The organism is Microbacterium sp. P5_E9, from assembly GCF_054049175.1.
Genome location: NZ_JBFUMV010000002.1, coordinates 357,474 through 382,634 on the forward strand (window position 1 = coordinate 357,474; position 25,161 = coordinate 382,634).

Consider the following 25,161-nt stretch of genomic DNA (forward strand, 5'->3'; position numbering starts at 1 on the left):
AGTGGCGGGGCGGACAGCGTCGCCGGATCAGGTGATGAGGCGAATGCAGGTCGGTACGCGGCGGAAGAGCCTGTGTTCGCGACATCACCTGATCTCGCGACGTTGCGTGGTTGCCTCAGCCGCCGGCGAAGGGCGGCAGGACGTCGACGAGGTCGTCAGCGCCGATGAGCGTGTCGTCCTCGACGCGGGCTCCGCCGACGAGCACGGCGCAGCGGGGGAGGATGCCGCCGAGCCCGGGATGCTCCGCGGCCACCGCGGCGCGCAGTTCGCCGAGGGTCGCCTCGAACCGCTGCTCCTGGTCGAGCCCGGTCGCCTCCTGCGCGGCGGCGAAGTAGCGCACCTGCGCCATCAGGACTCCCAGCTCCCGGCGAGCGCGGAGATCGCGGCGACGGCGGCCGCGGCATCCGCCGGCGTTCCACCGGTACGGCCGGCGACGAGGCCCGCGACGAATGCGCTCAGCGGTGCGGCCGGGCGTGCCACACCGTTCGCGACATCGCGTGCGAGGTCGAGGATCAGGGTGATGGGGACGTCGTCGGGGCCGAGGTCGAAGCGCTCGCGGAGGGCCGCGGCCCACGCGTCGAGTGCCTCAGGTGGGAGCGTGCGGGATGCCTCGGTCATGACTCCTCCTCGGTGCCCGGGTGCGACCCGGCGGCGGCGCGGGCCCTGCTCAGATCCTCCCATGTGTCGACGTCGTCGGTGAGGTCGCCGGGGACCGCGATCACCGTGATGGCGAGGCCGTGGAGCAGGGCGCGCACCGGCGCGTCGCGACCGCCGTCGGGCATGGCCTCGGCGGCCCGGCGCAGAACTGCGGTGCGATAGATGCCGGTGAGCCACTGCGGCCGGCTCGACGAGTCGCCGAGACAGACCCCGTCGGTGTCGGTGGGGACGAGGAGGATGTCGCTTCTCAGCCGCGCGACGGCGGCATCAACCTTGGGGAGGTCGCATGCGAGCAGGAACGTCCAGTCGGGCTCGGGCGCCCACGCATCGGGATGCTGGAGCGCCGCGACGATGCCCGCGACTGGGCCGCCGAACGGAGGATCCTCCGGCACCCACTCGACCGCGAGGGTCGGATCGAGGACGGGGGCTGCGACCACGATCGGACGCGCTCCCGCACCGGAGACCGCGGCAACGGCACGGGCGAGCAGGGTCTGGCCGCCGACGTCGAAGAGCGGCTTCGCGGCGCCGTCGACGCGAGATGCCCGCCCGCCGGCGAGCAGGATCGCCCCGACGGTCGGTGCTGCCGTCACGATCCGCCGGACCGCGGGAGATCGTCGGGCAGAGCCGCGTCGGGTGGTGTCGCCGACTCGTCGGGCCGGGTCCACGACCCCGAACGCCCGCCCTCCTTGGCGGTGATGCGGACGCGCTCGATCGAGGTCGCCTTGTCGAGGCCCTTCACCATGTCGACGATCGCGAGGGCGGCGACCGAGACGGCCGTGAGTGCCTCCATCTCGACGCCGGTGCGGTCGGCGGTGCGCACGGTCGCCTCGATCTCGACGCCTGCATCGACGATCGTCAGATCGACGACGGCGCCGTGCACGCCGATGACGTGCGCGAGGGGCAGCAGGTCGGGGGTGCGCTTGGCGGCCTGGATGCCGGCGATCCGCGCCACGGCGAGTACGTCGCCCTTCGGCACCGTGCCACCGCGCAGCGCAGCCACGACCGCTGTGGAGCAGCGGACGAACCCGCGCGCGGTCGCCGCGCGCACGGTCGGCTGCTTTGCCGTGACATCGACCATGCGTGCGTGGCCGGCGTCGTCGAGGTGCGTGAAGCTCATGAGATCAGCATGACATCGACCTCGTCGCCGGCGGCCACGGCCGCCACCTCGGCAGGAACGATCGCGTAGGCGTCGGCGCGGGCGAGACCGCACGCGAGATGAGACCCCGAACCACCGGCCGTCGCGGGCCGGACGGTCCAGCGTGCGGGATCGGTGCGGTCGATCGCCGCCGCGAGATACTGCCGGCGTCCGGGCGGGGTGCGCCATCCTTGGGCCGCGGTCAGTCTGAGGACAGGCCGGTCGAGCGCCGTGCGGCCCTGTAGCGCCAGCAGCGCGGGGCGGACGAACACCTCGAACGACACCGCCGCGCTCACCGGATTTCCGGGGAGGCCGAACAGCAGCATCCCGCCGTCCGTCACGCCGAAGCCCTGCGGCTTGCCCGGCTGCATCGCGACCTTGGTGAACTCCATGACGCCCGCGAGCGAGTTCTTGACGGGCTCGTAGGCGCCCGCGCTCACCCCGCCGGTGAAGACCACAATGTCGGCGCCGAGCGCGGATGCCGCGGCCACGGCATCGGCGGGACCGTCGCCCTCGTCCGGCACCGAGAGTCGCAGCACGACCTCGCACCCGGCCTCGGCGACCAGACCGGCGAGCAGCTCGCTGTTGGACTCCGGGATCTGGCCACGCTCGAGCGGTTCGCCCGGCGTCACGAGCTCAGAGCCGGTGGACACCACGGCGACCCGGATTCGACGGGAGACGACGACCTCGGCGACTCCCGCCGCCGCGGCCGCTGCCAGCTGGAGCGGTCCTAGGACGACCCCGGCGCGGAGCAGCTCGTCTCCCGTGCGGGCGTCCTCACCCTGGCGACGGATGTGGGCGCCGCCTGCCGGAGGCGCCTGTTCCACCAAGATCTCGTCGAGCGAATCGGCGAGGCCGCCCACGGTGTCCTCGAAGGGGACGATCGCATCCGCGGCCGTCGGCACGGGGGATCCCGTCATGATGCGGGCAGCCTCGCCGGCGGCCAGCGCCGGGTCGAGGGCGGTGCCGGCCGGCAGATCGGCGACGACCTGGAGCCGCACCGGGTGGTCGGGCGCGGCATCCGCCACATCCGCGAAGCGCACCGCGAATCCGTCCATCGCGGAGTTGTCGAACACCGGGATGTCGACCCGCGCGCGCAAGGGCTCGCGCAGGGTGCGGCCGAGCGCGGCCGAGACCGGCACCTGGCCGGCTGGGACCGGTGTGACGCGCGAGAGGATCAGTGCGCGCTGCTCCTCGACGCCCCGCAGGGCGCTCACACCCGCACCGTCGAGGCGGATCGCCATGCTTCGACGCCGCCTGCGAGGACGGATGCCTCGATCCCGGCGGCGCGCAGCGCCTCGGCCGCACGGCGGGCGCGCACGCCGATCTGGCACACGACCACGATCGAGCCCACGTCGGCGAGTGCGGTGGGGTCGGTCAGCACCTCGGCGAGCGGAATGTGGCGGGCACCGGGGAAAGGCTCGGCTGCGACCTCGTCGGCTTCGCGCACATCGAGGAAAATGGCGCCGCGATGCGCGTCGAGATCGGCGACGGCGACGACGGGTGGGGCGGTGGGAGCGGCGGGACGCGTGACCCCGGCGTCGGGCGTGGGGCTCGCGGTCGTGGTCGCGGCGCGCAGCGGGACCTCGAACTGCCGGGCGCGCAGTCCGTCGATCACGAGGACGCGGCCGAGGAGCGGCTCGCCGATCCCCGCGATGAGCACGATCGCCTGCGTCGCGAGCAGGCCGCCGATCTGCAGGCAGAGCGCCCCGAGCACGCCGACGTCCGCACAGGTCGGCACCTCCCCGACGCTGCCGTGCGGATACAGGTCGCTCAGGCGGACGGGCGCCGCGCCTGCCGGCGGCGCGCTCCAGAACACGGTGACCTGCGCGTCGAAGCCCTGCACGGAGCCCCACACGAGCGGCACGCCGAGGGCTTCGCAGGCGGATGCCACGGCTTCGCGCGTGTCGAACGTGTCGGTGCCGTCGATCACCAGGTGCGCTCCGGAGAGCAGCCTGGCCGCGTTCCCGGCATCCAGTCGCTCGCGCACACCGCGCACGACCGTCTCGGGCGAGAGGTCCCGCGCGGTGCGGACCGCGCTGTCGACCTTCGCCGCGCCGACGTCGGACAGCCGGTGCATGATCTGGCGCTGCAGGTTGGACGACTCGACGATGTCGTCGTCGATGACGATGAGTTCGCCGACCCCGGCCGCGGCCAGGGCGAGCACGACGGGCGAGCCCAGACCGCCGGCGCCGACCACGGCCACGCGCGCCGCGGCGAGCCGGCGCTGACCGATCTCGCCCAGTCCGGCCAGGCGCGTATGGCGCGCGGTGCGGGCGCGCTCGTCCGCGCTGAGTGCGGCGACCGGCTCCACGAGCGGCGGGAAGGGCATGATCCCAGGGTACGACCGGCGGAGCCCGCCTCGGCGCGAGGTGTCGGCATCCGAATCAGACACCCTCTGCTCACCTCCGCCCAGCGGAGTGGATCGGGCGAGCGAAGGTGCCGAACCGCCTGCAGCTCCCTCCCGTCCCCTATCCGACTCCGCCGAGCGGAGGACCGACGAGCGGGCCGACTGACCAGGCCGCAGATGCGGCTCGAAGCAGGGTATTTCGCCGCATCTGCGGGTGTAGCGTAAGGCCATGGCGAGCTACAAGATCACCGAGGCCGCACGCCTCCTCGGGGTGAGCGACGACACCGTCCGTCGGTGGGTCGATCAGGGCCTGCTGCCGACCACCGACGCGAGCCCCGTCGAGATCCCCGGCGACGCGCTCGCCGCACGCGCCGTCGACTACGCGCACGCGGCATCCGATCCCACCGATGTGCTCTCCAGCGCGCGGAATCGGTTCGTCGGGCTCGTGACGCGCCTGCAGATCGACGGCGTGATGGCGCAGGTCGACATCCAATCCGGACCCCACCGGGTCGTCTCGCTGCTGTCGTCCGAGGCCGTGCGCGATCTCGGACTGGAGGTCGGGTCGCTCGCTGTCGCCGTCGTCAAGGCGACCAACGTCATCGTCGAGACTCCGAAGGGCTGAGGGTTGCGCACCGTTGCTCGACTCGCCGCGCTGGCCGCGGCATCCGTCCTGCTTCTCAGCGGCTGCGCGAGCATCGGCGACGAGGATCCGAACGCGCAGCAGAGCCCCGCGGGCTCGATCGGTCCGGAGCTGACGGGTGAGCTCACGGTGTACGCCGCGGCCTCGCTCAAGAACGCGTTCGACGAGCTCGCCACGAAGTTCGAGGAGCGGAATCCGAGTCTCGAGGTGCTCCCGATCGTCTACGACGGCTCGAGCACGCTCGCGACGCAGCTCATCGAGGGAGCGCCCGCCGATGTGTTCGCCTCCGCAGACGAGGCGAACATGCAGAAGCTCGTCGACGCGAATCTTGCGACCGGCCCGGAGCTCTTCGGGACCAACACCCTGGTGATCGCCATGCCGAAGGGCAACCCCGGCGGGGTGGAGGACCTGAGCGATCTCGGCGACGACAGCGTCACGGTCGTGCTCTGCGCACCGGAGGTGCCGTGCGGCGCGGCCGCGCAGCAGCTGCTCGCGAACGCGGGGGTGACCGTCGCTCCGGCGAGCATCGAGCAGAACGTCACCGCCGTGCTCACGAAAGTCGCGGCGAACGAAGCGGATGCCGGCTTGGTCTACACGACCGACGTGCGTGGCCGCGACGACGTGGACTCCCTCGTGCCGGATGGCGCCGCGGCTGTGGTGAACCACTATCCGATCGCGGCGCTCACCGGCGCCCGCAACCCGGAGGCGGCCGAGGCCTTCGCGGAATTCGTGCTCAGCCCCGAGGGGCAGCAGGTGCTCGCGGAGTTCGGCTTCGGCTCGCCGTGAGTCGTGGCGCTGCCAGGGGGTTCGTGCCGCAGATCCTGCTGGTCCCCGCGGTCATCGGACTCGCACTTCTCGTGCTGCCGCTCGTCACCCTCGTCGCACGGGTGGACTGGTCGACGCTCTGGGCGGACATCAGTTCTCCCGAGGCGGTCTCGGCGCTGCTGCTGTCGCTCGGAACGGGCCTCGCCACCACCCTCGTCTGCGTCGTCCTGGGCGTGCCGCTCGCGCTCGTGATCGCGCGCAGCTCCGCGCGGCTGGCCGGCGTGCTGCGCGCGCTCATCACCGTCCCGCTGGTGCTGCCGCCGATGGTCGGCGGCATCGCCCTGCTCTACCTGTTCGGCCGCACGAGCTGGCTCGGCGGCGTGCTGGGAGAGTGGGGGATCCGCGTTCCGTTCTCGACGAGTGCGGTCGTTCTCGCGCAGACGTTCGTGGCACTGCCGTTCCTCGTGCTCGCCGTCGAGGGCTCGCTCCGTTCCACGGGGGTCGGCTACGAGGAGACCGCGGCGGGACTCGGTGCGAGCCGGTGGACGATCCTGCGCCGCGTGACGCTGCCCCTCGCCGCGCCGGGACTCACCGCGGGCATCATCCTGTGCTTCGCCCGCGCGATCGGGGAGTTCGGGGCGACGGCGCTGTTCGCCGGGAATGCCCCGGGGGTGACGCAGACGATGCCGCTTGCCATCTACACCGCCTTCAACGGGTCGGGTGTCTCGCAGGGGACGGCGGTCGCTCTGTCGCTGCTGCTGCTCGTCACCGCGATCGCCGTGCTGCTGCTCGTGCGGGCGTGGCGCCCGGAGACCCCGCGATGACCGGCGCCCCACTCGACGCCCGCGTCGTCGTCGAGCGACACGCGTTCCGACTCGATGCCGCGATCACCGCCGCTCCGGGCGAGGTCGTGGCGATCATGGGCCCGAGCGGCGCGGGCAAATCGACCCTGCTCAGCGCGATCATCGGACTCGTCCGGCTCGACGGCGGCCACGTCCGCCTCGACGCGGCCACGGTGGCATCCACCGACCCGGAGGTCCATGTCCCGGCGGCGGAGCGAGGAGTGGTGCTGCTCGGCCAGGACCCACGGCTGTTCCCGCACCTCACGATCATCGAGAACGTCGCTTTCGGTCCGCGAGCGCACGGCATCGACCGGGCCGCCGCACGGCGGAGCGCGACCGAGTGGCTGCGACGAGTGGGTCTCGCAGACGCGGGGGAGCGGCATCCGGCGCAGCTGTCCGGCGGTCAGCAGCAGCGGGTCGCCCTCGCGCGAGCACTTGCCGTGGAACCGCGGATGCTGCTGCTCGACGAACCTCTCACCTCGCTGGATGTCGAGACCGCCGCCGACGTGCGGGAACTGCTGCGCGCGCAGCTCGCTGAGACGGGCGCGACCGCGCTCCTGGTGTCGCACGACGCGACCGACGCGGTGGGCGTCGCGCGCCGGCTCGTGGTGCTGGAGCAGGGGACAGTCGCCCAGGAGGGCCTCGTGGACGACGTGCTCGCCGCGCCCGCCACGCGGTTCGTCGCGGCCGTCGCCGCCGCGCATCGGTTCGGTGGGGCGCCCTAGAATCGGGCGGGTGACCAGGATCCGACCGTTTCAGCCGGGCGACGAGCCGGCCCTCGCCGAGATCTGCCTCAAGACAGCGGATGCCGGAGCCGACGCGACGGGTGTGCTCGCCGACGACGATCTCTGGGCAGAGATCTTCGTGCTTCCGTATGTGGCGCGGCACCCGGATCTGGCGTTCGTCGTCGAGACCGACGATGATCGCGTCGCCGGTTACGTCGTCGGCGCCCCCGACACCGACGCGTTCGAGGCGTGGTTCCACGACGAGTGGTGGCCGCGGTTCGCCGAGCGGTGGCCGCTCCCGGGCACTGAGCAGTCCCGCCAGGACGGGATCCTGATTTACGCCTATGGGCGCGAACCCGGACGCGAGCCGTACTCGCAGGGCTACCCGGCGCACCTGCACATCGACCTTCTCCCCGAACTGCAGGGCCAGGGCTGGGGTCGCCGGCTCATCGACACGCTCGTCGCCGCGCTGCAGGAGCGGGGGGTGGCGGGGCTGCACCTCGTGGCGTCCGCGGACAACGTCGGTGCGCTCGCGTTCTACCGGCGCCTCGGGTTCGAACCGCTGCCTTCGCACGAGGGCGTCCAGGCGTTCGCCCGCACGCTCTGAGTCCGTGGGCGGGGGCCGAAGCGGCTACTTCACCTGGCGACGGCGCCGGGCGATGACGATCGCGATCCCGATCAGCACCACGCCGAGCACCAGCACGATCGGACCGATGGTCGCCCACAATGGGGACCCGCTCATGGCCGACCCGCCCAGCACGTTGAGACCCTGCAGGGTCCACACCAGACCGACGGCGCTGAGCAGGATGCCAGGGACGAGATACGGCCAGATTCGCTTCACAGGCCCACCATAGTTCCCGTCCCGGCTCACGTGGGCTCGGGCGCGAGCGGCCCGCCGGGAGGTTGCGATCCTCGCGCACGGGCGGGATCATCGGCGGAGACGACGCGACGAGAGCGAGGTCCGCTGATGCTCACGAAGGTGGCCGAGGGCGTGCTGGTGCACGAGAGCGAGTGCATCCAGAGCAACGCCGTCGCCGTGGCGGGCGACGCGGGGGTGCTGCTCATCGACGCCGGCATCACGCGTGACGAGATGGCTGCAATCGCGAACGACCTTCGCACCCTGGGCCGGTCCGTCGTGGCGGGCTTCTCGACGCATCCGCATTGGGACCACGTGCTCTGGCACCCCGCGCTCGGCGACGCGCCACGCTACGGCACGGCCCGTTGCGCGGCATCCATCCGTGAGGTGCTGGCCGTCGCGGGCTGGCAGGCCGAAATCGCCGAAGAGCTGCCGCCGGAGGTCGCCGATGATGTCCCGATGGAGCTGCTCGGGCTCATCACCGGCCTGCCCGCCGGAACCGTGCACGTGCCGTGGGATGGGCCCAGCGTTCGCATCATCGAGCATCGAGCGCACTCCGTGGGTCATGCTGCGCTCGTGATCGAAGAACGCCGTGTTCTGGTCGCCGGCGACATGCTCTCCGACGTCCTGATCCCCCTGCTCGATCTGCAGGCCGATGACCCGATCGCGGACTACCTCGCCGCCCTCGACCTGATCGAGGGCGTGGCCGACCATGTGGAGGTCGTCATCCCCGGTCACGGGTCCGTCGGGGACGCGGACGAACTGCGTGCGCGGATCGAACAGGATCGGGCCTACGTGATCGCCGTGCGCGACGGCGAGGTGCCCGACGACCCGCGTATCGGCGCATCGGCCAAGCCCGGCTGGGAGTGGGTGAGTGATGTGCACGCTTGGCAGCAGGACACGCTCACCCAGCGACGCGAGCGAGACGGATCGCCCTGAGCCTGGTGCCGGCGGCAGAGTCATCTCGAGGTCTCGTCAAGCCCTGCCGTGACCGCGGGCCGCGCGCGTAGCCTGCGGGGATGGATGACCTCTCTGCTCCCACCGGCCGCGAACCGGAACTCGCCGCCGTGCCCCAGGCGGACGGCACCCCTCCGGTCGCGGTCGTGTTCGGCGGCACGGGCTATATCGGTGGGCGTCTCGTACCGCGCCTGATCGCGGCGGGCTATCGGGTGCGCGTCGTCGCGCGCGATGTATCGCGGGTCTCCGCCTTCGCGTGGGGGAGCGCAGTCGAGGCGATTGCGGGGGATGCCACCGATCCCATTCCGGTGGGCCGAGCGGTGAGCGGAGCGGACCTGGTCTACTACCTCGTCCACTCCATGTCGGCCGGTAAGGGCTTCGAGGAGGCCGACCGCCGTGCGGCGGAGACCGTCGCGCACGCGGCGGCCGCGGCATCCGTCTCCCGGATCGTGTATCTCGGCGGGTTGCACCCAGAAGGCGACGCGCTGTCGCCACACCTGCGGTCCCGGGTCGAGGTGGGTGAGGTCTTCCTGAGATCAGGAGTGCCGACGCTCGTCCTGCAGGCCGGGGTCGTGATCGGCTCGGGCTCGGCCTCGTTCGAGATGGTCCGGCATCTCACGGACGTGCTGCCATACATGCCGGCGCCGAAGTGGGTGCGCAATCGCATCCAGCCGATCGCCGTGCGCGATGTGCTGCACTATCTGCTCGGTGCCGCGCGGATTGCCCCCGACGTCAATCGCGCCGTCGACATCGGCGGGCCGGACGTGCTGCGCTACGGGCAGATGATGAACGCCTACGCGCTCGAAGCGGGGCTGCCGCAGCGGCCGATCGCGGCGCTGCCGGTGCTGACACCGCGGCTCGCATCGCATTGGGTGAACCTCGTCACGCCCATCCCGAGGGCGATCGCACGTCCCCTGGTCGAGTCGCTGCAGAACGAGTGCGTGATGAAGGACCATGACGTGGATGCCCTCATCCCGCCCCCGGCGGAGGGACTCACGCCTTATCGGCGCGCGGTCGCCCTGGCTCTCGGGCGACTGAAGGGCGACGCGGTCGAGACGAGCTGGCTGGATGCCGAGGTGCTGGGCGTACCGAGCGACCCCCTGCCGAGCGACCCGGACTGGGCGGGCAAGACGGTGTTCGTCGATGCCCGAACGGCATTCACATCCGCGCGCCCAGCCGAGCTCTGGCGCGTGATCGAGGGGATCGGCGGCGAGAACGGGTGGTACTCGTCCCCACTCCTGTGGGCTGTGCGCGGATGGATGGATCGCCTCGTCGGCGGCATCGGACTCGCCCGAGGTCGCCGCAGCCGAGCCCGGCTGGAAGTCGGCGATGCCCTGGACTTCTGGCGCGTCGAGGCGATCGAGCGCGGATCGTTCCTGCGCCTCCGCGCCGAGATGAAGGTGCCGGGTCTCGCTTGGCTCGAGCTCCGGGCATCGGCGGACGGAGACGGATCCCGCTATGACCAGCGGGCGGTCTTCTTTCCTCAAGGACTCGCCGGACGGCTCTACTGGCTCGCGGTGCTGCCGTTCCACGGGTTCATCTTCCGCGGTATGGCGAACCGGATCGCCGCTGCTGCCGAGGCAACGCAGGAGGAGCACGGCCGGTGACCGAACGGGTCGCGGCTACGCCTGGGCGCTCAGCTGGAGATGGATGGTGCACCGGTTCGGCGTAGCGAACGGGAGCAGGGTGCGCACCTCGACCGGCCCCGGAACCTGCCGGAGCAGATCGAGGATCAGCTGCTGGTGCACCTGGCACACCAGCTGCCGCTCCTCATCGACATCGGTCTGATAGGGACAGGGGACGAGGTCCACGCGCAGCGATTGATCGTCGAGATCGGGCTGGAACCCGGCATCCTCCAGATGCTCGTACAGCGCGTCGAGCTGGTGCACGGCGTCGGTCCCGAGCTCCGCGGTGTGGTCGAGCTCAGGGGCGACCCTGCGGAGCAGGTCGCCGTGCTCCACCGAGAGCCGGATCCGCCGTTCGGCGGCAGCGCTGTCGGACGCGGCGGCGACAGGTCGGTACACCACCGGCGGCCGGCCCCGGGTGCCGCGATGTGCGGTCGCCGAGGCGATCAGCCCCTCTTCCTCGAGCACCTGCAGATGCTCGCGGATCGTGTTGGGGTGCAGCCCGGTCTCGGCGACGAGTTCGTTGAGCGTGCAGTCCGGCGTCACCTGGATCGCACGAAGGAGTCTGAGGCGGCTCAGCTGAGTCAGCCCACGGTAGTCCTCGACGCGGCGCGGCACCCTTCGATTATGGGGCGTCCGCTCAGCGAACCCGTCCCGCGTCCAGACGCACGGTGCGATCGACGAGTCCGGCGGGCACCTCCACATGCGAGATCAGGATCACCGCCTGGTCTGGCCCCACCGCGGTGAGCAGGTCGGTGAGCAGGGCATCGGATGCCTCGGGGTCGACGCCCGCCGTCGGCTCGTCGAGCACGAGCACCGGAAAACCGCGCAGCAGCGCCCGCGCCAGCGCGATCCGCTGCGCCTGACCCCCCGAGACGAGCGCACCGCGCTCGCCGACCCGAGCGCTGAGCCCACCCCGGTCCCGCAGCCAGGTGCCGAGACCGACACGCTCCAGCGCGGCCTCGAGCTCGGCATCCGTTGCGGTGTCATCGGCGAAGAGGAGGTTCTGCCGGATGTCCTCATCGAAGAGCATCGGATGCTGCTCGCACAGGCCGACGGTGCGCCGGAGGTCGTCGCCGGCCAGATCGTGGGCGGAGCGCCCGCCGATCGTGTAGTCGCCGCCGCTGTCGAGGAAGCGCACCAGGACATGCGCGAGAGTCGTCTTGCCCGCGCCGCTCGATCCGACCACGAGGAGCCGTTCTCCCGGTCGCACATCGAGGTCGACGCCGTCGAGCGCGTCGCCGTCCGCCGTGGGCCACTGCGCCGAGACGTTCCGCAGACGCAGCCCGTCGCCGAGATCGGGACCGACGCCTTCGGCAGCGACGGTCTCCGGCACCAGGCCGGCGGGCAGCTCGGCGGGGAGGGAGTCGGCGATGCGCTCGGCCGAAGCGCGCACCTGCCGCCACGCCGAGGCTGCCATCGGCACCGCCGCGAAGACCTCGAACACGGCCATCGGGACGAGCACCACCACCGCGAGTGCGGGGCCGGCGAGCGCACCGGACGAGACGCCCGGCGCCGCGACGAGGACGGCGAGGACCGAGGCGAGCCCGGCCAGGAGGGACACGACCGCGGTCGTGCCCGCCTGTGCGCCCGCGCGACGCGTCACCGCGCGGTGCAGCGCCTGATCGGCCGAGCGCACCCGCTCCTGGCTCGCCGCTTCTGCGCCGCAGGCGATCAGCACCTCGAGGCTGCCGAGGTGATCGGTGATGCCATCGGCCAGCTGGGCGCGCAGCGGCGCGATCGCGCGCTCGGCCTTCGACCCCGACGCCCAGCCCCAGATCAGGGATGCCGCCCCGGCCACCAGCAGGCAGCCGAGCAGGGTGAGCGCGGCCGGCCACCAGACCACCGCGACGAGGATGACGGCGCCCACCGCCACGGCGGCTGAGGCGATGAGGGGCTGCACCACCCGCAGCGGCAGGTTCTGGAGGTCGTCGACGTCGTCGACGAGCGCGCCGAGCACCGAGCCACGGCGCGTCCGGGAGAGGCCGTCGGGCGCGAGCGGGATCAGCCGGCGCACGAGCGACGTGCGCGTGGTGGCGAGCTGCCGCAGGGCGGCATCGTGGCTCGCCAGCCGGTCGGTGTAGCGGAAGACCGCGCGCGAGATCGCGAAGAACCGCACCCCGACTACCGCGATCGAGATGTAGAGCACGGGCACCTGCTCGCTCGCGCGCACGATCAGCCAGGCGCTCACCGCGAGCAGCGCGACCGCCGAGGCCTCGGAGAGGAACGCGGACCCGGCGCCCAGTGCGAAGCGCCGCCATGACGGCATCGCGCCGCGCAGGATCGCGGCGGGGGAAGAGACGGATGTCGCGGCATCCGTCGCCCGCGTCTCGAGGGTGCTCACACGACCACCTCGCTCGGCTCGAGTCGCACGACCTGGTCGGCGAACTCGCGCGCACTCGTGCGGTGGGAGACGACCAGGACGAGAGCGCCGTCGTCGGCGAGGGCGCGGACGCTGCGCCACAGCCGGGCCTCGGTCGTGCGGTCGAGCGCGGAGCTGGGCTCGTCGAGGGCGATCACCGGTCCCACTCCCCGCAGGTGGCGGTAGAACGCCCGGGCGACCGCGACCCGCTGCGCCTGGCCGCCGGAGAGCCCGGCACCCTGGACGCCGAGCTCGAACGCGGCCTCGAGGTTCGTCGCGCCGGCGAGGTCGAGGGCGCGAGCGACGGCAGCGTGGTCGGGGGATGCGTCACCGAGCGACACGTTGTCGTGGATGGTGCCGGCGATGAGTCCGGGCTGCTGGCCCGCCCACGCGAGCCATGTCGATGGTGCGAGCCCGCGGACATCGTGCCCTGCCCAGAGCGCATCGCCGTCGAACTCCGCGGCACCGCGGAGCGCGGCCAGCAGACTCGACTTGCCCGAGCCACTCGGTCCTTCGATGAGGGTGACGGTGCCCGGCTCGGCGGTGAGATCGACCGGGGGAAGGGTGCGGTCGCCGCGGTGCACGCGAACCCCGGCAAGGACGAGGGTGCGCGCCGTTTCGTCTCGCTTCGCTCGCTCAACGACCGCGGCGGGCGGCGGGACCGTGACCGGGGCGAGTGCCTGCGCCGCATCCAGCACGACGAACACGTCCTCGGTCGCGGCCACACCCTCTGCGGCGGCATGGAACTGCACCCCGACCTGGCGCAGCGGCAGGTAGGCCTCCGGCGCGAGCAGCAGGACGAACAGCCCCACCGTCAGCGCGAGCGACCCGTCGAGCAGCCGGAAGCCGATCGACACGGCGATGATCGCCACCGAGATGCTCGCGAGGAACTCGAGGGCGAACCCGGAGAGGAACGAGACCCGCAGCACCTTCATCGTCTCCACGCGGTAGCGCTCGGTGACGGACTGGATGGATGCCGCGGCCCGATGCTGACGCCCGAACACCTTGAGCGTCGACAGACCCTGCACCGTGTCCGCGAAGCGGGTGGCGAGCTGGTTCAGCGTGCGCCACTGACGCTGCTGCACACCGCGCGTCGCCATGCCGATGAGCACCATGAACACCGGGATGAGGGGGAGGGTGAGCAGCACCGTGAGCCCTGCGATCCAGTCCTGCCACCACATCACGAGCAGGATGACGGGTGTCGCGACGACGGTCTGCACGAGCTGCGGCAGGTAGCGGCCGAAGTACGGGTCGAGCGCGGCGAGTCCCCGGCCCGCGGTGACCGCGAGCTGGGCGGTGCTGCGGGTGGCGAGCCAGCGCGGACCGAGCGTGCCGACTGCGTCGACGAGGTGCGCGCGCAGCTGCGCCTCCACCTTCGCCGCGGCGCGGGAGGCGACAGCCTCGCGTGCCCACACCAGGACCGCGCGGACGGCGACCACGAAGGCGAGCGCGCCGAGCGTCACGCCCAGTTCGGCCACCGGCATCCCGTCGATCGCCCCGACGATCGCCCGGGTGAGCAGCCACGCGAACGCGACGATGGCCGCGGTCTGCGCGACGCTGATCGCCGCGATCGCGACGAAGAATCCACGCGATGCGCTGGCGTGCTTCAGCAGCCGCGGATCGACCGGAGGCGTGCGCCGCGCTGCCCCGGCTTCCTGCTCACTCATGCTGTCTCGACCCTATTCCAGGATCAGGGAGGGGTCAGTGCGCGGCGGCGGCGACGGCCCGCTCGATGCGGGTGCGGGAGACGCGCTTGCGGAAGATCCAGTACGTCCACGCCTGGTAGGCGAGCACGAGCGGGAGGAAGACGAGCGCGGCCCAGGACATGATCGTCAGCGTGTAGTGGGTGCTCGACGCATTCTCGATCGTCAGGCTGTTCGCGACATCCGTCGTCGACGGCATGACGAACGGGAAGAGCGCGGTCCAGAGGGTGAGCACGGCGAAGATGATCGTCACCGCTCCGGCAGCGAACGCCCAGCCCTCGCGCTTGCGCATGTTCGCCAGGATCGAGCCGATCAGCGCGACTGCCGCGACGACACCGCACGTGATCGTCAGCAACAGCAGGGGGGCCTCACGGCCGGCCGCGATGGCGATCGTCCAGACGACGCAGCCGGCGGCGAAGATGACGGTCGGAATGGCGGCACGCCAGGCGAGCTTGCGCGCATCCTCCATCACCTGGCCGTCGGTCTTGATGGCGACGAAGTACACGCCGTGCAGGAAGAACAGCAGGAGCGTCGTCACCCCGACCCACAGCCCGTACGGGTTCAGCAGCGTGAGAAGCGACCCGGTGAACTCGTGGTCCGCGTCGATCGGCACGCCCTGGACGATGTTGCCCACCGCGACGCCCCACAGCAGCGCCGGCACGGCGGAGCCGACGACGATCATCGTGTCGAAGCCCGACTTCCACTTCAGGCTGTCGCGCTGGTGGCGGTACTCGAACGAGACCCCGCGCATGATCAAAGTGAGCAGGATCAGCAGCAAGGCGAGGTAGAAGCCGCTGAAGAGCGTGGCGTACCACTCCGGGAACGCGGCGAAGAGGCACGCGCCGGCGACGATGAGCCACGTCTCGTTCAGGTCCCAGACCGGGCCGATCGTGTTGATGATCTGGCGGCGGCCGATGTCGTCCTTGCCGAGGAATGGGAGCGACATCCCGACGCCGAAGTCGAAGCCGTCGAGGACGAAGTAGCCGACGAAGAGGAAGCCGACGATGAAGAACCAGAGGTATGCGAGATCCATGGCGGCCTCCTAGTAGACCGTGGTCGGCGTGTCTTCGAGCGCGAGCTCGGAGGGATCGGGATCGCCCGGCCCGGGCAGGGGCTCTGGGCCGGTGCGGGCGGTCTTGATGATGAGGCCGATCTCGACCACCGCGAGCACGGCGTACAGAGCCGTGAAGGTGACGAGCGAGAGCAGGACGTTCCACCCCGGCACGCTCGGCGAGACCCCGTCCTCGGTGAACATGAGACTGAAGACGATCCAGGGCTGCCGGCCCATCTCGGTGAAGATCCAGCCGATCAGCGTGGCGAACAGGGCCAGGGGCGCCGACCACACGGCGAGCTTCCACGCCCACTGCGGCACCTCGCGGGTGGCCTTCTTGCGGGTGAACCAGAGACCCGCGATCGCGACCAGCACGGCCAGTCCGCCGAAGCCGATCATCCAGCGGAACGACCAGTAGGTGATCCAGATGATCGGGGAGTAGTCCACGCCGGCGCCGAACTGCTCGGTGTACAGGGCCTGCAGGTCGTTGATGCCCTCGACGCAGCCGGTGAGGGTGTGGGTGGAGAGGAATGCGAGCAGATAGGGCACGCGCAGCGACCAGATCTCCTCCGAGCCGTCCGGTGTGCCGATGGAGAAGATCGAGAACGAGGCATCCGCTCCGCAGGCGGAGTCGTACAGCGCCTCGGCCGACGCCATCTTCATCGGCTGCGTCGCGACCATCTGCAGACCGAGCTGGTCGCCGGAGAGCACGACCCCGATGAACGCCACGATCATGAACCACAGGCCGTATCGCAGCGATGAGCGCATCATGACGACGTTGAGCTTGCGCGACAGCTGCCACGCCGACACCGAGATGATGACCCCGGCGGAGAACATCATCGCGGCGAACAGCGTGTGCGGAAGCGCCGCCAGTGCGACGCGATTGGTGAGGACGGCGACGAAGTCGACCAGTTCGGCGCGATGGCCGTCCTCGGCCAGCTGGTAGCCGACCGGATTCTGCATGAACGCGTTCGCGGCGAGGATGAAGTAGGCGCTGATCCAGGCGCCGATCGAGGCGATCCAGATCGTCGCGAGGTGCAGGCCCCTGGGCAGCTTGTCCCACCCGAAGATCCACAGCCCGATGAAGGTCGCCTCGAAGAAGAAGGCCATGAGGCCCTCGAAGGCGAGCGGGGCGCCGAAGATGTCGCCGACGAACCGGCTGTACGCCGACCAGTTCATGCCGAACTGGAACTCCTGCACGATGCCGGTGACGACGCCCATCGCGAAGTTGATGAGGAAGATCTTCCCGAAGAAGCGCGTGAGGTGCAGCCACTTGAGGTTGCCGGTGCGGTACCACGCGGTCTGGAAGATCGCGACCGAGATCGACATGCCCAGCGTGAGCGGCACGAAGATGAAGTGGTACAGGGTCGTCAGGCCGAACTGCCAGCGGGCGAGCAGCAGCGGATCGAGCCAGTCCATGTGACCTCCCACGTCGCAACAGGAATCTGCGGCCAACCTATCCAGGAATCTCCCAGCCTTCCAGGCGCATGGCCGTGGAAAACCGATCGCGCTCCCGGGTGCTGCTGCGGGATTACCCTCGAAGCATGGGCAATCGGCGGGAGCGAGGATGAGCGCGGTGCCCGTGCTCATCGGCACGAGGCGCGCGGCTGCCGTCGAGGACGCTTCGGATTCCGCGACGTCCGGTCCGCTCGTCGACACGTTCGGTCGCGTCCACCGCGATCTGCGCGTCTCGCTCACCGACCGCTGCTCGCTGCGCTGCACGTACTGCATGCCCGAGCAGGGGAACGAGTGGCTCGCCCGCTCGAGCATCCTGACCGTCGATGAGATCGAACGCATCGCGCGGGTCGCCGCGGCGGCCGGGGTCACGACCTTCCGGCTCACCGGGGGAGAGCCGCTGCTGCGCGCCGACATCGTCGAAGTCGTGGGCCGGCTCGCCGCGATCACCGGGCCCGACGGTGAGCCGGTGGAACTCGCGATGACCACGAACGGCATCCGCCTGCCCGAGGTGCTCCCCGGACTGATCGAGGCGGGCCTGGGCCGGCTCAACATCTCGCTCGACACGCTGCGCCGCGATCGCTTCCGCGACCTCACCCGCCGGGATCGGCTCGACGATGTGCTCGCCGGGATCGCCGCGGCCGCGGCATCCGGTCTCCGCCCGCTCAAGCTCAACGCGGTCGCGATGCGCGATGTGAACGACGACGAGCTGATCGATCTCGTGCAGTTCGCCCTCGACCACGATGCCGAGCTGCGCTTCATAGAGCAGATGCCGCTCGACGCGGGACACACGTGGGAGCGGTCGCGGATGGTCACCCGCGACGAGATCCTCGACACGCTGTCGACGCGGTGGACGCTCACCCCGGTGCCTGGTCGGGGCGGCGCTCCGGCGGAGCGCTGGACGCTCGACGGCGGACCGCACAAGGTGGGCGTCATCGCGTCGGTCACGGCACCGTTCTGCGGCGACTGCGACCGGCTGCGCCTCACCGCTGACGGCCAGCTGCGCAACTGCCTCTTCTCCACGACCGAGTTCGACCTCCTGCCGGTGCTGCGCGGTGGCGACGGTGCCGACGTGGATGCGGGGATCGATCGGATGCTGCGCTCCTGCGTTCGGCGCAAGCTCCCCGGTCACGCGATCAACGACCCCGGCTTCCTCCAGCCCGCCCGGGGGATGAACGCGATCGGGGGCTGAGCCCCGGTCGCGGCGATCCTGCCGCGGGCTACCCTGAGTCCATGGGACGGATCACGACACGGCGGCCGATCGTCAAGATCACGGTCGGCGGTGAATCCACTCGACGCCCAGACACGCTCGCGGTCGAAGAGCCCCTCGAGATCCGGGTGGGCGGCACGCCGCTCGCCATCACGATGCGCACCCCCGGGCACGACGTCGAACTCGCCGCCGGATTCCTCGTGTCGGAGGGTGTCATCTCGCGCGGCGACGAGTTCCGCTCGGCGATCCACTGCGGCGGTCCGGGCACCGGCGGCCTGCTCAGCCCGGTCGGCCGCGGCGATCTGCTCCAGTCGGCCGATGGGGCATCGGAGGGCAACACCTACAACGTGCTCGACGTGTCGCTCGCGCCCGGCGTGAAGGCTCCCGACCCCGACCTCGCCCGCAGCTTCTACACGACCAGCTCGTGCGGCCTGTGCGGCAAGGCGTCGATCGATGCTGTCGAGACGGTGTCGGCGTACGACGTCGCCGCCGACGACGTGACGATGGATGCCGCGGCCGTCGTCGCGCTGCCCGACCGGCTGCGATCGGAGCAGACCGTGTTCGACAAGACCGGCGGCCTCCACGGGGCCGCGCTGTTCGACGCGGCCTCGGGGGAGCTCCTCGTGGCGCGCGAAGACGTCGGCCGGCACAACGCCGTCGACAAGGTCATCGGCTGGGCGGTGCTGAGCGATCGGCTGCCGCTGCGCGGAGTGGTGCTCCAGGTGTCCGGCCGGGCGAGCTTCGAACTCGTGCAGAAGGCGGTCATGGCCGGCATCCCGATGCTCACCGCGGTGTCGGCACCCTCATCGCTCGCGGTCGAGCTGGCCGAGGCATCCGGCCTCACGCTCGCCGGATTCGTCAGGGGAACGTCGATGAACGTCTATTCGAGGGCCGACCGCATCACGGTCGGCGCGCCCGCGACGGTCTGACGCCGAGGGCTGCGTGCGTCACGCCGCGGTGTGCCTGGGCGGCTCAGAAGACGAAGAGCTGCCCCAGCACCATGATGGCGATGACGAACACGGCGACGATGCCGCCGACGATCGCGAGTGTGCGGCCGGACAGCTTCGCGACGCTGAAGCCGGCGAGGATCGGAAGGGCGATGAGGAAGAGCGTCACGATCCACCAGAAGGCGACGTAGCCGCCCTGAGTGGCATCCGCCAGCCGCCCGCCGAAGAGCTGCTGCGTGCCCGGGTGCGTCGCGAACGAGAAGGCGGCCGACAGCGGGACGGCGATGAAAGCCGTGACGATGATGCCGACGAGGAAGCCCCAGAGCGTGGACTTGCTCGACAGGTCGTAGTCGTCTTCTTCGACAGCGCTGCTGCGGGTGCTCTTGGTGGCCATGCCGACGAGCCTACCGAGCGAGGACCGGATCGGAGTCCCCCGGCGGCCCGCGGTCGCCCGGCTCGGGTGACCGCGGCGAAACATACTGCAACGATCGCGGAGGGCTCAGAGCCCCGATGTGGCGCGATTCTGCGCGGATTCCGCCCTCTTGCGACGCACGACGACATGCGACGTCACATTGACGCGGATCGCTCTGCGGCGGGTTCGGCGATGCCCATAGCCTTGCGACACCACCTCGACAGACCGGACCCCTGATGCGACCGATTCTCGCCACCGACACCCGCCCGGGTGCGCTGGTGCGCGGCGACGGGCCGGGGGCCGGGGGCGTCGGCGCAACGCGTCGAATGCCCTCCTGTCGAATGTGCGAGATGGCGCCCCGCGCTGACCTCGCCGTCGCGCGCTGATCTTCCCGCGCCGCCCGCACCACCCAGCCCCACCCAGCCCCATCCCGCTGCATTCCTGCCGCGCCCCGCTGGGGGTGCTGCGCCGAGCATCCTCGATGCCGAGCCCGACCGCACCCGCTGCACCGCTCCGCACCACCGCACCCACCCCACCCCACCCCAGGAGATCCGTTGTCCGACATCCTCATCACCCCCGACGCACTGGCCGATCTCGTCGCCAAGGGTCAGACCGTCCGCATCCTCGATGTGCGGTGGCGACTCGATCGACCCGATGGGCGGCCGGAGTATCTCGAGGGCCACATCCCGGGCGCCGTGTACGTCGACCTCGACCGCGAGCTCGCCGAGCACGGCGCACCGACCGACGGACGGCATCCGCTCCCGTCGCGCGAGCATCTGCAGGACGCGGCCAGGCGCTGGGGCCTGAGCGACGGCGACCTCGTCGTCGTGTACGACGACCTCAAGTCGCTGTCGGCCGCACGCGCCTGGTGGCTGCTGGTGGATGCCGGCGTCGCCGACGTGCGGATCCTCGACGGCTCGCTGCGCGGTTGGGTGGCTGCGGGCCACGCGCTGGAGGACGGCGACATCGTGCCGGAGCGCGGCTCGGTGACGCTCTCCCGCGGCCTGCTGCCGAAGCTCACCATCGGTCAGGCGGCAGTGCTGCCCGCACAAGGCGTGCTCATCGATGTCCGGGCGGCGGAGCGCTACCGGGGCGACACGGAGCCGATCGACCCTCGGGCGGGTCACGTGCCGGGCGCGGTCAACCGCTTCACCGGCGAGAACGTCGACACGGAGGGCCGCTTCCTCGACGCCGACACCCTGCGCCAGCGTTTCGAAGACATCGGCGTCACGCGGGATGCGCCGGTCGGGGTCTACTGCGGCTCCGGGGTCACGGCATCCCACGCCTTCGTCGCCCTCACCCTCGCCGGCTTCGCCCCCCAGCTGTACCCCGGGTCGTGGAGCCAGTGGTCGAACCACCTCGATCGCCCCGTCGCCACGGGGCCCCAGCCGGGCGACGCCTCCGCGCGCGTCTTCGAAAAGGAGCAGTCATGACCGTCGAGTTCATCAGCGCGATCAATGTGCGGGAGGGCGACGAGCTCAACCCCCGCCGGGGTGGCCGTCCGCTGGATCCCGCCTACCTCAAGCGCTACGCCCGCACCCTCGAGGATGCCGGGTTCGACTACACCCTGGTGCCCTATGGCAGCGCGGGGGCCGACTCGTTCGTGGTCGCGACCGCGGTCGCCGCGGCGACCGAGCGCATCAAGCCCATCGTCGCGGTGCGTCCGAACACCGTCTTCCCGACGGTCGCCGCCCAGCAGCTGGCCACCCTCGACCAGCTGTCGGACGGTCGTGCGGTCGTGCACATCATCTCGGGCGGCAGCGACACCGAGCAGGCGCGCCAGGGCGACTTCCTCACCAAGGACGAGCGGTACGACCGCTCGGAGGAGTGGATCCGCATCGTCCGGCAGTCGTGGACCGAAGAGGGCCCGTTCAGCCACCACGGTCGCTACTACCAGTTCGACGACTTCGGACCCGGCTTCCGGCCCTACTCGCCCATTCCGATCTCGGTCGGTGGATCGTCGGATGCCGCGTACCGCGTCGGCGGAGCGCTCGGGGACATCTTCGGCCTGTGGGGCGAGCCCCTCGCAGACACGCGCGAGCAGATCGCGCGCATCGAGGCGGGCGCTCGCGCGGCGGGCCGGGAGGACAACCCGCGCACGTGGGTGACCTTCCGTCCGATCGTCGCCGAGACCGACGAGCTCGCCTGGGAGAAGGCGCACCGACAGATCGCGAAGGTCGCCGAGACGTACGCGAACGCGGGACTCGTGCCCTTCCGTCAGACCAAGGGTGCGCCCCAGAACGTCGGCTCGCAGCGGCTGCTGGATGCCGCCTCCCGCGGAGAGCTGCACGACCGCGCGCTCTGGACCAAGCCGGCCGAGGTGACCAACGCCGGCGGCGCTTCCACGGCGCTCGTCGGCAGCTACGAGACGGTCGCCGCGGCGATCCTCGACTACGTCGACCTCGGTGCCGACCTCATCTCGATCCGCGGCTACGACAACCTCAACGACGCGATCGACTACGGCCGCTATGTCCTGCCGCTCGTCCGCCAGGAGCTCGCGCACCGCGAAGCCACCGGCGTGCGCGGCGAGATCGTGGCCCAGCCCCCGATCGTCGAGGGCGTCCGCGCATGAGCACCGCGGAGGCCGTGAGCGGGATCGCCTCAGACGTGGCGCGTCGCACCGCAGGGCTGCGTACTGCAACCCTGGATGAGACATCGCTTGCGCAGGTGACGGCGGCACTCGCCGTGCACGCGCCGGCGCACGACCAGGACGGATCGTTCCCCTGGCAGGGGGTCGCGGCCGTCCATGAGGCGGGCCTGCTCACGGCCTCCGTGGGCCGCCGCTACGGTGGCCGCCCGCTCACCGCCCGCGAGACCTTGGACGTCTTCCTCGCCCTCGGCGAGGGCGACCCCTCGGTCGCGCTGCTCACGGCGATGACTTCCATCCAGCACGCTCTGCAGGATGTCGCGAGCGTGTGGCCCGAAGCCCTCTACGAGCGCGTTCTCACGGAGTCGGCGGACCGTCCCATCCTCCTCAATGCGATCCGCGCGGAACCCGAGCTCGGCGCACCCGCCCGGGGTGGCCTGCCCGCGACTGTCGCGACACGCACCTCCGACGGCTGGTCGGTCTCGGGCCACAAGGGCTACGCCACCGGATCCGAGGGGCTCGCCTATCACCTCGTGTGGGTCGTGACCGACGAGGACGAGCCTCGCGTGGGTCATGTGATCGTGCCTCGCGAGACCCCGGGCATCCGGATCGAGCGCACGTGGGACCACCTCGGCATGCGCGCCACCTCGACCCACGACGTCATCTACACCGACGTTCGAGTGCCGTTCGAGAACTTCAGCGGCGCACCCGTCGGCACGGTGCCGAACAACAGCGGATGGAACGGCACCTTCGCCGTTGCCGTTCCCGCCCTGTACCTCGGCGTCGCGCGCGCTGCGCTCGCCGCCTTCGTCGACTTCACCCGCGACCGCGTCCCCACCTCGCTCGGCCGCCCGATCGCGACCCTCGAGCGCATCCAGACCGTCGCGGGCGAGGCCCGCGCTCAGATCCTCGAGGCGGAGCTCGTGCTCAGCCAGATCGCCGGAGACGTCGACTCCGGCCGCGCGGATGCCGAAGCCCTGGGCATCGTGAAACTCATCACCTCGCGCCACGCGATCGCCGCCGTGCAGGGCATCGTCGCCGCGATCGGCAACCCCGGGCTCACCCGCTCGCTGCCGTTCGAGCGGCACCTGCGCGACGTGCTGTGCTCCCGCCCGCACCCTCCGCAGGACGACGCCGCGCTGCTCGCCACCGGGCGCGCGCTCCTGCGCACCTGACTCCCCGAACAACCCGCACATCACAGAGAGGCACCACCCATCATGACCACCCACCGCTTCCGAAAGCCCGCGCTCGTCGCGCTGGCCGCGGCATCCGTCGTCGCGCTCGCCGGCTGCTCGACGAGCGCAACCACCGCGTCCGTGCCGAACGAGGCTGCCGATCCCGTCGCCGGCGGCGAGCTCACCCTCGAGTTCTGGCCCGACAACGCCGCCTTCTCCTGCGTCGACCCGTTCCAGACGTACTGGATCGAGCACCGCCAGGTGATCCGCAACTACGCCGACTCGCTCACTGACCAGGACCCCGAGACCGGCGAGATCGTGCCGTGGCTCGCGACGGACTGGGAGATCAGCCCCGACGGCCTCACCTACACCTTCAACCTGCGCGACGACGTCACGTTCAGCGACGGCACGGCGTTCACGGCCGACTCGGTCGTGCTCGCGCTCGAGAGCGCGAAGGCCACCCTCGCCGCGGCGCCCGGTGCGTACGGCGGCGTGTACATCTCCGGCCTCGACACGGCGACCGCGGTGGACGAAGACACCGTCGAGATCCATTTCACGACCCCGAACGCCGCCTTCCTGCAGGGCACGTCGACCACGAACCTCGCGATTCTCGCGGCCTCCTCGTACGAGGCGACACCGGAAGAGCGGTGCCTCGGCAACGTCGTCGGCTCGGGTGCGTTCGTCCTCGACTCCTACACACCCGGTGAGGGCATCGAGCTGTCCAAGCGCGACGGCTACGAGTGGGCGAGCGCGCTCAACGCGCACCAGGGCGATGCGTACCTCGACGCGGTGCACATCCACTACGTCGCCGAAGACAGCGTGCGGGTCGGAAATCTGACCAGCGGCGCGAGCGACATCGCATGGCCGCGCAACCCGTTCACACCTGAGGACGCGGCGCTGCTCGAATCCAGCGGTGCCGCTCTGCAGTCGCGGTCGCTGCCCGGCCCGTCGCAGGCGTGGTACCCGAACGTCGCCGACGGGCATCCGCTCGCCGAGCTCGAGGTGCGTCAGGCGCTGCAGAAGGCCATCGACCGGAAGACGTACGCCGCGACCATCTACGGCCCCGACTTCCCGGTGGTCGAGGGACCGTTCAACACGACGACGCCCTACTTCGTCAGCCAGGCCGACGCGCTCGCCTATGACCCTGAGGGCGCCGGCCAACTGCTCGACGACGCCGGCTGGGTGCTGGAGGACGGCGCGACCTATCGCACCCGCGACGGCGAGACGCTGACGCTCGAGGCCCCGATCACGGCCGAGACGCCCGGTGACGTGCTCCTGCAGGACCAGCTCAAGCAGATCGGCATCGACCTGCAGCTGCCCGTGTACCTGCCGGCCGACCGCGCCTCGCTCACCGCCAACGGCGAGTACGACCTCCTGGCCACCTACTACACGCGGGCCGATCCGGGTGTGCTCGCCTGGATCCTCGACGCGCGCTACGCGGGGTCGAAGGCGTTCGCGGCGGCCAGCCAGACGCCCGAGACCGCCGCGCAGATCCAGGAGCTGTTCGACGCGGGTCTGCAGGAGACCGACCCCGAGGCGCGGGCCGACTACTACGCCGAGCTGCAGGCGCTGCTCATCGACGACGGGGTCTCGTTCCCGATCTTCGAGCGCGTGCAGTATGCGGCCACCGCGCCGGACGTGCACGGGTTCCGGTTCACCAGCGAGTCGTTCCTGTCGTACTACGACATCTGGAAGAGCGCGGAGTAG

Annotated in this window: 26 protein-coding genes; 13 read left to right on the top strand and 13 right to left on the bottom strand. The window is 71.0% G+C overall.

The annotated features are described in order from the left end of the window. Positions 1–115 precede the first annotated feature (115 nt). Genes ACXJ3V_RS04945 through ACXJ3V_RS04970 form a run of 6 tightly spaced genes read right to left on the bottom strand, consistent with a single transcriptional unit; the run spans position 116 to position 4,124 of the window. The gene (locus tag ACXJ3V_RS04945; RefSeq protein ID WP_457099145.1) at positions 116–349 is read right to left on the bottom strand and encodes a MoaD/ThiS family protein; all 234 of its coding nucleotides are present in this window, start codon (positions 347–349) and stop codon (positions 116–118) included. Next, positions 349–618 (bottom strand): DUF6457 domain-containing protein, encoded by a 270-nt coding sequence (locus tag ACXJ3V_RS04950; protein ID WP_457099146.1) that lies wholly within the window; start codon positions 616–618, stop codon positions 349–351. Before ACXJ3V_RS04950 ends, ACXJ3V_RS04945 begins: the two co-directional genes overlap by 1 nt. After that, complete coding sequence (gene mobA, locus ACXJ3V_RS04955; RefSeq protein ID WP_457099147.1) at positions 615–1,247, bottom strand: molybdenum cofactor guanylyltransferase; 633 nt, start codon at positions 1,245–1,247, stop codon at positions 615–617. The genes ACXJ3V_RS04950 and mobA overlap by 4 nt, the downstream gene beginning before the upstream one ends. Then, positions 1,244–1,774, bottom strand: a complete 531-nt coding sequence (gene moaC / locus ACXJ3V_RS04960) for a cyclic pyranopterin monophosphate synthase MoaC (RefSeq protein ID WP_457099148.1) — start codon at positions 1,772–1,774, stop codon at positions 1,244–1,246. Before moaC ends, mobA begins: the two co-directional genes overlap by 4 nt. Further along, positions 1,771–3,036 carry a molybdopterin molybdotransferase MoeA gene (locus ACXJ3V_RS04965; protein ID WP_457099149.1) on the bottom strand — a complete coding sequence of 422 codons (1,266 nt, stop codon included), beginning with the start codon at positions 3,034–3,036 and terminating at the stop codon, positions 1,771–1,773. Before ACXJ3V_RS04965 ends, moaC begins: the two co-directional genes overlap by 4 nt. Further along, positions 3,006–4,124: a ThiF family adenylyltransferase gene (locus ACXJ3V_RS04970; RefSeq protein ID WP_457099150.1), complete on the bottom strand. Its 1,119-nt coding sequence runs from the start codon at positions 4,122–4,124 to the stop codon at positions 3,006–3,008. Before ACXJ3V_RS04970 ends, ACXJ3V_RS04965 begins: the two co-directional genes overlap by 31 nt. Before the next feature lie 247 nt (positions 4,125–4,371). Between ACXJ3V_RS04970 and ACXJ3V_RS04975 the strand changes: the two genes are divergently transcribed. The 5 genes from ACXJ3V_RS04975 to ACXJ3V_RS04995 are packed head-to-tail and all read left to right on the top strand — an operon-like array spanning position 4,372 to position 7,721. Further along, positions 4,372–4,764 (top strand): TOBE domain-containing protein, encoded by a 393-nt coding sequence (locus ACXJ3V_RS04975; RefSeq protein WP_457099151.1) that lies wholly within the window; start codon positions 4,372–4,374, stop codon positions 4,762–4,764. A 3-nt stretch (positions 4,765–4,767) separates the two neighbouring features. After that, complete coding sequence (gene modA / locus ACXJ3V_RS04980; protein ID WP_457099152.1) at positions 4,768–5,568, top strand: molybdate ABC transporter substrate-binding protein; 801 nt, start codon at positions 4,768–4,770, stop codon at positions 5,566–5,568. 23 nt (positions 5,569–5,591) lie between these two features. After that, positions 5,592–6,371, top strand: coding sequence for an ABC transporter permease (locus tag ACXJ3V_RS04985; RefSeq protein WP_457099153.1), 780 nt, complete (start codon positions 5,592–5,594; stop codon positions 6,369–6,371). Then, entirely contained in the window at positions 6,368–7,114 is a 747-nt protein-coding gene (locus tag ACXJ3V_RS04990; protein WP_457099154.1) for a sulfate/molybdate ABC transporter ATP-binding protein, read from the top strand. The genes ACXJ3V_RS04985 and ACXJ3V_RS04990 overlap by 4 nt, the downstream gene beginning before the upstream one ends. A gap of 10 nt (positions 7,115–7,124) precedes the next feature. Then, complete coding sequence (locus ACXJ3V_RS04995; protein ID WP_457099155.1) at positions 7,125–7,721, top strand: N-acetyltransferase family protein; 597 nt, start codon at positions 7,125–7,127, stop codon at positions 7,719–7,721. A 24-nt stretch (positions 7,722–7,745) separates the two neighbouring features. Here the strand turns inward: ACXJ3V_RS04995 and ACXJ3V_RS05000 are convergent, their stop codons facing one another. Next, on the bottom strand, positions 7,746–7,955 hold the full coding sequence (locus tag ACXJ3V_RS05000) for a hypothetical protein (protein ID WP_457099156.1): 210 nt from the start codon (positions 7,953–7,955) through the stop codon (positions 7,746–7,748). A 126-nt stretch (positions 7,956–8,081) separates the two neighbouring features. On the opposite strand from ACXJ3V_RS05000, the gene ACXJ3V_RS05005 reads away from it, so the two are divergent. Together ACXJ3V_RS05005 and ACXJ3V_RS05010 are read left to right on the top strand one after the other, a co-directional pair. Further along, positions 8,082–8,909: an MBL fold metallo-hydrolase gene (locus tag ACXJ3V_RS05005; protein WP_457099157.1), complete on the top strand. Its 828-nt coding sequence runs from the start codon at positions 8,082–8,084 to the stop codon at positions 8,907–8,909. 80 nt (positions 8,910–8,989) lie between these two features. Beyond that, a complete protein-coding gene (locus ACXJ3V_RS05010; protein ID WP_457099158.1) occupies positions 8,990–10,534 on the top strand; it encodes an SDR family oxidoreductase in 1,545 nt (514 codons plus the stop codon). A gap of 15 nt (positions 10,535–10,549) precedes the next feature. Here ACXJ3V_RS05010 and ACXJ3V_RS05015 read toward each other — a convergent pair whose 3' ends face one another. Genes ACXJ3V_RS05015 through ACXJ3V_RS05035 form a run of 5 tightly spaced genes read right to left on the bottom strand, consistent with a single transcriptional unit; the run spans position 10,550 to position 17,087 of the window. Next, complete coding sequence (locus ACXJ3V_RS05015) at positions 10,550–11,170, bottom strand: winged helix-turn-helix transcriptional regulator (protein ID WP_457099159.1); 621 nt, start codon at positions 11,168–11,170, stop codon at positions 10,550–10,552. Between the two features lie 22 nt (positions 11,171–11,192). After that, positions 11,193–12,896: a thiol reductant ABC exporter subunit CydC gene (gene cydC, locus ACXJ3V_RS05020; protein WP_457099160.1), complete on the bottom strand. Its 1,704-nt coding sequence runs from the start codon at positions 12,894–12,896 to the stop codon at positions 11,193–11,195. Further along, positions 12,893–14,581: a thiol reductant ABC exporter subunit CydD gene (gene cydD / locus ACXJ3V_RS05025; RefSeq protein ID WP_457099161.1), complete on the bottom strand. Its 1,689-nt coding sequence runs from the start codon at positions 14,579–14,581 to the stop codon at positions 12,893–12,895. Before cydD ends, cydC begins: the two co-directional genes overlap by 4 nt. 34 nt (positions 14,582–14,615) lie before the next feature. After that, positions 14,616–15,650: a cytochrome d ubiquinol oxidase subunit II gene (cydB, locus tag ACXJ3V_RS05030; RefSeq protein WP_457099162.1), complete on the bottom strand. Its 1,035-nt coding sequence runs from the start codon at positions 15,648–15,650 to the stop codon at positions 14,616–14,618. Positions 15,651–15,659: 9 nt separating this feature from the next. Then, the gene (locus ACXJ3V_RS05035) at positions 15,660–17,087 is read right to left on the bottom strand and encodes a cytochrome ubiquinol oxidase subunit I (RefSeq protein WP_457099163.1); all 1,428 of its coding nucleotides are present in this window, start codon (positions 17,085–17,087) and stop codon (positions 15,660–15,662) included. 148 nt (positions 17,088–17,235) lie between these two features. On the opposite strand from ACXJ3V_RS05035, the gene moaA reads away from it, so the two are divergent. Further along, positions 17,236–18,315: a GTP 3',8-cyclase MoaA gene (moaA, locus tag ACXJ3V_RS05040; RefSeq protein ID WP_457099164.1), complete on the top strand. Its 1,080-nt coding sequence runs from the start codon at positions 17,236–17,238 to the stop codon at positions 18,313–18,315. Between the two features lie 41 nt (positions 18,316–18,356). Continuing rightward, positions 18,357–19,262 (top strand): formate dehydrogenase accessory sulfurtransferase FdhD, encoded by a 906-nt coding sequence (gene fdhD, locus ACXJ3V_RS05045; protein WP_457099165.1) that lies wholly within the window; start codon positions 18,357–18,359, stop codon positions 19,260–19,262. 43 nt (positions 19,263–19,305) lie between these two features. Here fdhD and ACXJ3V_RS05050 read toward each other — a convergent pair whose 3' ends face one another. Continuing rightward, on the bottom strand, positions 19,306–19,674 hold the full coding sequence (locus ACXJ3V_RS05050) for a hypothetical protein (protein ID WP_457099166.1): 369 nt from the start codon (positions 19,672–19,674) through the stop codon (positions 19,306–19,308). 572 nt (positions 19,675–20,246) lie between these two features. Between ACXJ3V_RS05050 and ACXJ3V_RS05055 the strand changes: the two genes are divergently transcribed. From ACXJ3V_RS05055 to ACXJ3V_RS05070, 4 genes are read left to right on the top strand one after another with little or no spacing between them, the layout of a single operon-like run. Next, the gene (locus tag ACXJ3V_RS05055) at positions 20,247–21,125 is read left to right on the top strand and encodes a sulfurtransferase (RefSeq protein ID WP_457099167.1); all 879 of its coding nucleotides are present in this window, start codon (positions 20,247–20,249) and stop codon (positions 21,123–21,125) included. Further along, on the top strand, positions 21,122–22,264 hold the full coding sequence (locus tag ACXJ3V_RS05060; protein WP_457099168.1) for an LLM class flavin-dependent oxidoreductase: 1,143 nt from the start codon (positions 21,122–21,124) through the stop codon (positions 22,262–22,264). Before ACXJ3V_RS05055 ends, ACXJ3V_RS05060 begins: the two co-directional genes overlap by 4 nt. Next, positions 22,261–23,454, top strand: a complete 1,194-nt coding sequence (locus tag ACXJ3V_RS05065; RefSeq protein WP_457099169.1) for an acyl-CoA dehydrogenase family protein — start codon at positions 22,261–22,263, stop codon at positions 23,452–23,454. The genes ACXJ3V_RS05060 and ACXJ3V_RS05065 overlap by 4 nt, the downstream gene beginning before the upstream one ends. A gap of 42 nt (positions 23,455–23,496) precedes the next feature. After that, the gene (locus ACXJ3V_RS05070; RefSeq protein WP_457099170.1) at positions 23,497–25,161 is read left to right on the top strand and encodes an ABC transporter substrate-binding protein; all 1,665 of its coding nucleotides are present in this window, start codon (positions 23,497–23,499) and stop codon (positions 25,159–25,161) included.

Bases quoted from the DNA above. Each gene is read 5' to 3' on its own strand.
- ACXJ3V_RS04975 (WP_457099151.1), top strand. From the start codon at position 4,372: ATGGCGAGCTACAAGATCACCGAGGCCGCACGCCTCCTCGGGGTGAGC.
- ACXJ3V_RS04990 (WP_457099154.1), top strand. From the start codon at position 6,368: ATGACCGGCGCCCCACTCGACGCCCGCGTCGTCGTCGAGCGACACGCG.
- cydD (WP_457099161.1), bottom strand. From the start codon at position 14,581: ATGAGTGAGCAGGAAGCCGGGGCAGCGCGGCGCACGCCTCCGGTCGAT.
- ACXJ3V_RS04945 (WP_457099145.1), bottom strand. From the start codon at position 349: ATGGCGCAGGTGCGCTACTTCGCCGCCGCGCAGGAGGCGACCGGGCTC.
- ACXJ3V_RS05070 (WP_457099170.1), top strand. From the start codon at position 23,497: ATGACCACCCACCGCTTCCGAAAGCCCGCGCTCGTCGCGCTGGCCGCG.
- fdhD (WP_457099165.1), top strand. From the start codon at position 18,357: ATGGGACGGATCACGACACGGCGGCCGATCGTCAAGATCACGGTCGGC.
- ACXJ3V_RS05050 (WP_457099166.1), bottom strand. From the start codon at position 19,674: ATGGCCACCAAGAGCACCCGCAGCAGCGCTGTCGAAGAAGACGACTAC.
- ACXJ3V_RS05010 (WP_457099158.1), top strand. From the start codon at position 8,990: ATGGATGACCTCTCTGCTCCCACCGGCCGCGAACCGGAACTCGCCGCC.
- ACXJ3V_RS05060 (WP_457099168.1), top strand. From the start codon at position 21,122: ATGACCGTCGAGTTCATCAGCGCGATCAATGTGCGGGAGGGCGACGAG.
- ACXJ3V_RS04965 (WP_457099149.1), bottom strand. From the start codon at position 3,036: ATGGCGATCCGCCTCGACGGTGCGGGTGTGAGCGCCCTGCGGGGCGTC.
- moaA (WP_457099164.1), top strand. From the start codon at position 17,236: ATGAGCGCGGTGCCCGTGCTCATCGGCACGAGGCGCGCGGCTGCCGTC.
- ACXJ3V_RS04950 (WP_457099146.1), bottom strand. From the start codon at position 618: ATGACCGAGGCATCCCGCACGCTCCCACCTGAGGCACTCGACGCGTGG.
- ACXJ3V_RS05065 (WP_457099169.1), top strand. From the start codon at position 22,261: ATGAGCACCGCGGAGGCCGTGAGCGGGATCGCCTCAGACGTGGCGCGT.
- cydB (WP_457099162.1), bottom strand. From the start codon at position 15,650: ATGGATCTCGCATACCTCTGGTTCTTCATCGTCGGCTTCCTCTTCGTC.
- moaC (WP_457099148.1), bottom strand. From the start codon at position 1,774: ATGAGCTTCACGCACCTCGACGACGCCGGCCACGCACGCATGGTCGAT.
- ACXJ3V_RS05035 (WP_457099163.1), bottom strand. From the start codon at position 17,087: ATGGACTGGCTCGATCCGCTGCTGCTCGCCCGCTGGCAGTTCGGCCTG.
- ACXJ3V_RS04970 (WP_457099150.1), bottom strand. From the start codon at position 4,124: ATGCCCTTCCCGCCGCTCGTGGAGCCGGTCGCCGCACTCAGCGCGGAC.
- ACXJ3V_RS05005 (WP_457099157.1), top strand. From the start codon at position 8,082: ATGCTCACGAAGGTGGCCGAGGGCGTGCTGGTGCACGAGAGCGAGTGC.